2 tRNA genes and 3 rRNA genes are annotated in these 5,485 nt (G+C 53.5%); all 5 read left to right on the top strand.

Annotated features, from left to right (window positions below):
* Positions 1-216 precede the first annotated feature (216 nt).
* Positions 217-1,754: ribosomal RNA gene (locus tag D0550_RS34555) — 16S ribosomal RNA — on the top strand.
* Between the two features lie 108 nt (positions 1,755-1,862).
* A tRNA-Ile gene (locus tag D0550_RS34550) sits at positions 1,863-1,939 on the top strand.
* Between the two features lie 19 nt (positions 1,940-1,958).
* A tRNA-Ala gene (locus tag D0550_RS34545) sits at positions 1,959-2,034 on the top strand.
* A 277-nt stretch (positions 2,035-2,311) separates the two neighbouring features.
* A 23S ribosomal RNA gene (locus D0550_RS34540) occupies positions 2,312-5,210 on the top strand.
* 170 nt (positions 5,211-5,380) lie between these two features.
* A 5S ribosomal RNA gene (gene rrf / locus D0550_RS34535) occupies positions 5,381-5,485 on the top strand; the annotation flags it as partial.

The following is a 5,485-nucleotide window of genomic DNA, read 5'->3' as shown; positions in this document are numbered from 1 at the left end:
GCTTAGAGTTCCGCTTCTGCCTGGCGCGAAAGTGCAACGGCAGGCACCGAAAGCCACAGCGCACCGGGGAAGCTCTTTAAAAACTGAAACAGATAATTTGTGTGGGGACTCGCGTCGGTTCGTTGGCGAAGCCAACTTCGACGATGAGTTACCAAATTAGCCAGTAGAGCTTGTTTGGATAATCTCTTCGTTCAACTTGATAGGTCTCAAAGCCTTTAAGTGAAGAGTTTGATCCTGGCTCAGATTGAACGCTGGCGGCGTGCCTAACACATGCAAGTCGAGCGGTAGCAGGTGTAGCAATACATGCTGACGAGCGGCGGACGGGTGAGTAACGCTTGGGAATCTGCCTGTTAGTGGGGGACAACCCGGGGAAACTCGGGCTAATACCGCATACGCACTACGGTGGAAAGCCGGGGACCGCAAGGCCTGGCGCTAACAGATGAGCCCAAGTCGGATTAGCTAGTTGGTAGGGTAATGGCCTACCAAGGCGACGATCCGTAACTGGTCTGAGAGGACGACCAGTCACACCGGAACTGAGACACGGTCCGGACTCCTACGGGAGGCAGCAGTGGGGAATATTGGACAATGGGGGAAACCCTGATCCAGCGACGCCGCGTGGGTGAAGAAGGCCTGCGGGTTGTAAAGCCCTTTCGGTTGGGAAGAAAAGTTGCGACCTAACACGTCGCGACCTTGACGTAACCAACTAAAGAAGCACCGGCTAACTCTGTGCCAGCAGCCGCGGTAATACAGAGGGTGCGAGCGTTAATCGGAATTACTGGGCGTAAAGCGCGCGTAGGCGGCTTTGCAAGCCGGATGTGAAATCCCCGGGCTTAACCTGGGAACTGCATTCGGGACTGCATTGCTAGAGTATGGGAGAGGGAAGTGGAATTTCAGGTGTAGCGGTGAAATGCGTAGATATCTGAAGGAACATCAGTGGCGAAAGCGACTTCCTGGACCAATACTGACGCTCATGTGCGAAAGCGTGGGGAGCAAACAGGATTAGATACCCTGGTAGTCCACGCCATAAACGATGAGAACTGGATGTCGGGAGGGTCTGCCTCTCGGTGTCGTAGCTAACGCGTTAAGTTCTCCGCCTGGGGAGTACGGCCGCAAGGTTGAAACTCAAAGGAATTGACGGGGACCCGCACAAGCGGTGGAGCATGTGGTTTAATTCGATGCAACGCGAAGAACCTTACCTGGTCTTGACATCCTAGGAATCCTGCAGAGATGTGGGAGTGCCTTCGGGAACCTGGAGACAGGTGCTGCATGGCTGTCGTCAGCTCGTGTCGTGAGATGTTGGGTTAAGTCCCGCAACGAGCGCAACCCTTGCCCTTAGTTGCCAGCATTCAGTTGGGAACTCTAAGGGGACCGCCGGTGACAAACCGGAGGAAGGTGGGGATGACGTCAAGTCATCATGGCCCTTATGACCAGGGCTACACACGTGCTACAATGGCCAGTACAAAGGGTTGCCAACCCGCGAGGGGGAGCCAATCCCATAAAGCTGGTCGTAGTCCGGATCGCAGTCTGCAACTCGGCTGCGTGAAGTCGGAATCGCTAGTAATCGTGAATCAGCGATGTCACGGTGAATACGTTCCCGGGTCTTGTACACACCGCCCGTCACACCATGGGAGTTGATTGCACCAGAAGTAGGTAGCCTAACCGCAAGGAGGGCGCTTACCACGGTGTGGTCAATGACTGGGGTGAAGTCGTAACAAGGTAGCCGTACGGGAACGTGCGGCTGGATCACCTCCTTTAAATGACTCTGCTTCAGCCATACGGCTGCCGCGAGTTCCCAACACAAGTTATCTGTTCAGTAAGAATCGGTTCCCGTGAGACTGGCCCGGTCTGCAAGATCAACATCCGGGTCTGTAGCTCAGTTGGTCAGAGCGCACCCCTGATAAGGGTGAGGTCGGAGGTTCAAATCCTCCCAGACCCACCAGTCTTACCAAGGCTAATCAGGGGCCATAGCTCAGCTGGGAGAGCACCTGCTTTGCAAGCAGGGGGTCGTCGGTTCGATCCCGACTGGCTCCACCAACTCGATCGGCACACGGGATTTCACTAGTACGTGAAGCGATGCATGCGCCTTCTAGCGAAGGTTCATGAGTGGCTTTACGTCGCAAGAGTCTTCACGGCTCTTGTTACGGTGCTCTTTAAAAATTCGGAAGTTGTTTTGACGCATCAGATTTAGCGATCTCAACTGATCTAACAAATCAGTTTGTTTCTAACGCAAGTGACGAAACAAAAGAGTTCTTTGAATCATGTCGCATTCGAGAATCAGCAACGTATAACACCAGGCTCATTGGGGTTATATGGTCAAGTGAATAAGCGTATGTGGTGGATGCCTAGGCGATAGAAGGCGATGAAGGACGTGGTAGCCTGCGAAAAGCTGCGGTTAGTTGGCAAACAAACTCACCCGCAGATCTCCGAATCGGGAAACCGACTGCTTCGGCAGTACTTGCAACTGAATTCATAGGTTGCAAGAGCTAACCTGGGGAATTGAAACATCTCAGTACCCAGAGGAAAAGAAATCAACCGAGATTCCGTAAGTAGTGGCGAGCGAACGCGGAACAGCCCAGTTGGAACCAGTCGATGAAGCTTAGTGGAACGGTCTGGAAAGTCCGGCCATAGCGGGTGATAGCCCCGTACACGAAAGGCAAAGTCGATGACCAACAAAGAGTAGGGCGGGACACGTGTAATCCTGCCTGAACATGGGGGGACCATCCTCCAAGGCTAAATACTCTCTATCGACCGATAGTGAACCAGTACCGTGAGGGAAAGGCGAAAAGAACCCCGGAGAGGGGAGTGAAATAGAACCTGAAACCGCATACGTACAAGCAGTCAGAGCCCGCAAGGGTGATGGCGTACCTTTTGTATAATGGGTCAGCGAGTTATTTTCAGTGGCGAGGCTAACCGTATAGGGGAGCCGTAGGGAAACCGAGTCCGAATAGGGCGAATCAGTCGCTGGGAATAGACCCGAAGCCGGTCGATCTATCCATGGCCAGGATGAAGGTGAGGTAATACTCACTGGAGGTCCGAACGAACCACTGTTGCAATAGTGTGTCGATGAGCTGTGGATAGGAGTGAAAGGCTAATCAAGGCCGGCGATAGCTGGTTCTCCCCGAAAGCTATTTAGGTAGTGCCTCATCGAGCACTCCTGGGGGTAGAGCACTGTTTAGGCTAGCGGGTCATCCCGACTTAGCAAACCTATGCAAACTCCGAATACCAGGAAGTGAACCGGTGGGAGACACACAGCGGGTGCTAACGTCCGTTGTGAAGAGGGAAATAACCCAGACCGCCAGCTAAGGCCCCAAATTCATGGCTAAGTGGTGAACGATGTGGGAAGGCACAGACAGCCAGGAGGTTGGCTTAGAAGCAGCCATCCTTTAAAGAAAGCGTAATAGCTCACTGGTCTAGTCGGCCCGCGCGGAAGATTTAACGGGGCTCAAGCCATGAGCCGAAGCTGCGGATCTGCACGCAAGTGCAGGTGGTAGGGGAGCGTTCTGTACGCCTGCGAAGGTGCACTGCGAGGTGTGCTGGAGGTATCAGAAGTGCGAATGCTGACATGAGTAACGTTAATGCGGGTGAAAAACCCGCACGCCGAAAACCCAAGGTTTCCTGCTCAACGTTAATCGGAGCAGGGTGAGCCGGTTCCTAAGACGAGGCCGAAAGGCGTAGCCGATGGAAAACAGGTCAACATTCCTGTGCCCGGTGTGATTGCGATGGGGTGACGGAGAAGGCTAGCTCAGCAGGGGTTGGTTCCCTGTTTAAGCATGTAGGAGGAGTTACCAGGCAAATCCGGTAGCTCATAACTCCGAGGTGTGATGACGAGACTCCACGCGAGTCGAAGTGAGTAACGCCCCGCTTCCAGGAAAAGCCTCTAAGCTTCAGATCACACTGGACCGTACCGTAAACCGACACTGGTGGGTGAGCAGATAATCTGCCAAGGCGCTTGAGAGAACTCGGGTTAAGGAACTCTGCAAATTGATACCGTAACTTCGGAAGAAGGTATGCCTTCGATGGTGTATGGACTTGCTCCAGAAGCTATTGAAGGTCGCAGGTAATCGGTGGCTGCGACTGTTTATCAAAAACACAGGACTCTGCAAACACGCAAGTGGAAGTATAGGGTCTGACGCCTGCCCGGTGCCGGAAGGTTAATTGATGGGGTTAGCCGCAAGGCGAAGCTCTTGATCGAAGCCCCGGTAAACGGCGGCCGTAACTATAACGGTCCTAAGGTAGCGAAATTCCTTGTCGGGTAAGTTCCGACCTGCACGAATGGCGTAACGCTGGCCACACTGTCTCGACCCGAGACTCAGTGAAGTTGAAATCGCTGTGAAGATGCGGCGTTCCCGCGGCAAGACGGAAAGACCCCGTGAACCTTCACTACAGCTTTACACTGAACTTTGAACCTTCCTGTGTAGGATAGGTGGGAGGCTATGAAACCTGGGCGCTAGCTTAGGTGGAGCCAACCTTGAAATACCACCCTGGGATGTTCGAAGTTCTAACCTAGGTCCGTCATCCGGATTGGGGACAGTGTATGGTGGGTAGTTTGACTGGGGCGGTCTCCTCCCAAAGAGTAACGGAGGAGTGCAAAGGTACGCTCAGCGCGGTCGGTCATCGCGCTCTAGAGTGCAAAGGCATAAGCGTGCTTAACTGCGAGACGGACAGGTCGAGCAGGTACGAAAGTAGGTCTTAGTGATCCGGTGGTTCTGTATGGAAGGGCCATCGCTCAACGGATAAAAGGTACTCCGGGGATAACAGGCTTATTCCTCCCAAGAGTCCACATCGACGGAGGAGTTTGGCACCTCGATGTCGGCTCATCACATCCTGGGGCTGTAGCAGGTCCCAAGGGTATGGCTGTTCGCCATTTAAAGTGGTACGCGAGCTGGGTTCAGAACGTCGTGAGACAGTTCGGTCCCTATCTGCCGTGGGCGTTGGAAACTTGAGGGTGAGCTGTCCTTAGTACGAGAGGACCGGGATGGACGTATCTCTGGTGTTCCGGTTGTCACGCCAGTGGCACTGCCGGGTAGCTATATACGGACGGGATAAGCGCTGAAAGCATCTAAGCGCGAAGCCCCCCCCAAGATTAGGTTTCCCTGGGAACTTGATTCCCCTAAAGGGCCGTCGCAGACTACGACGTTGATAGGCTGGGTGTGTAAGTGCAGTAATGCATTGAGCTAACCAGTACTAAATTGCCCGTGAGGCTTGACCATATAACACCCAATCAGCTTGGGTGCTTTATGAAGCAATCATGTTGATACTCAATGTGACATCGATTCATGAGAATCGGTCGCTGAGTCGAAATGTTGTCAAAACAACTTACCGAATTCACTGCAGGCGAGCGCTTGAAACACAGCAATCGACTGCGACGTGAGCCAGTTTGCCTGGCGGCAATAGCGAGCAGGAACCACCCGATCCCATATCGAACTCGGAAGTGAAAATGCTTTGCGCCGATGGTAGTGTGCCCTTCGGGCATGCAAGAGTAGGT

Source organism: Steroidobacter cummioxidans (genome assembly GCF_003104955.1).
This window is presented reverse-complemented; position numbering and strand designations above follow the sequence as displayed.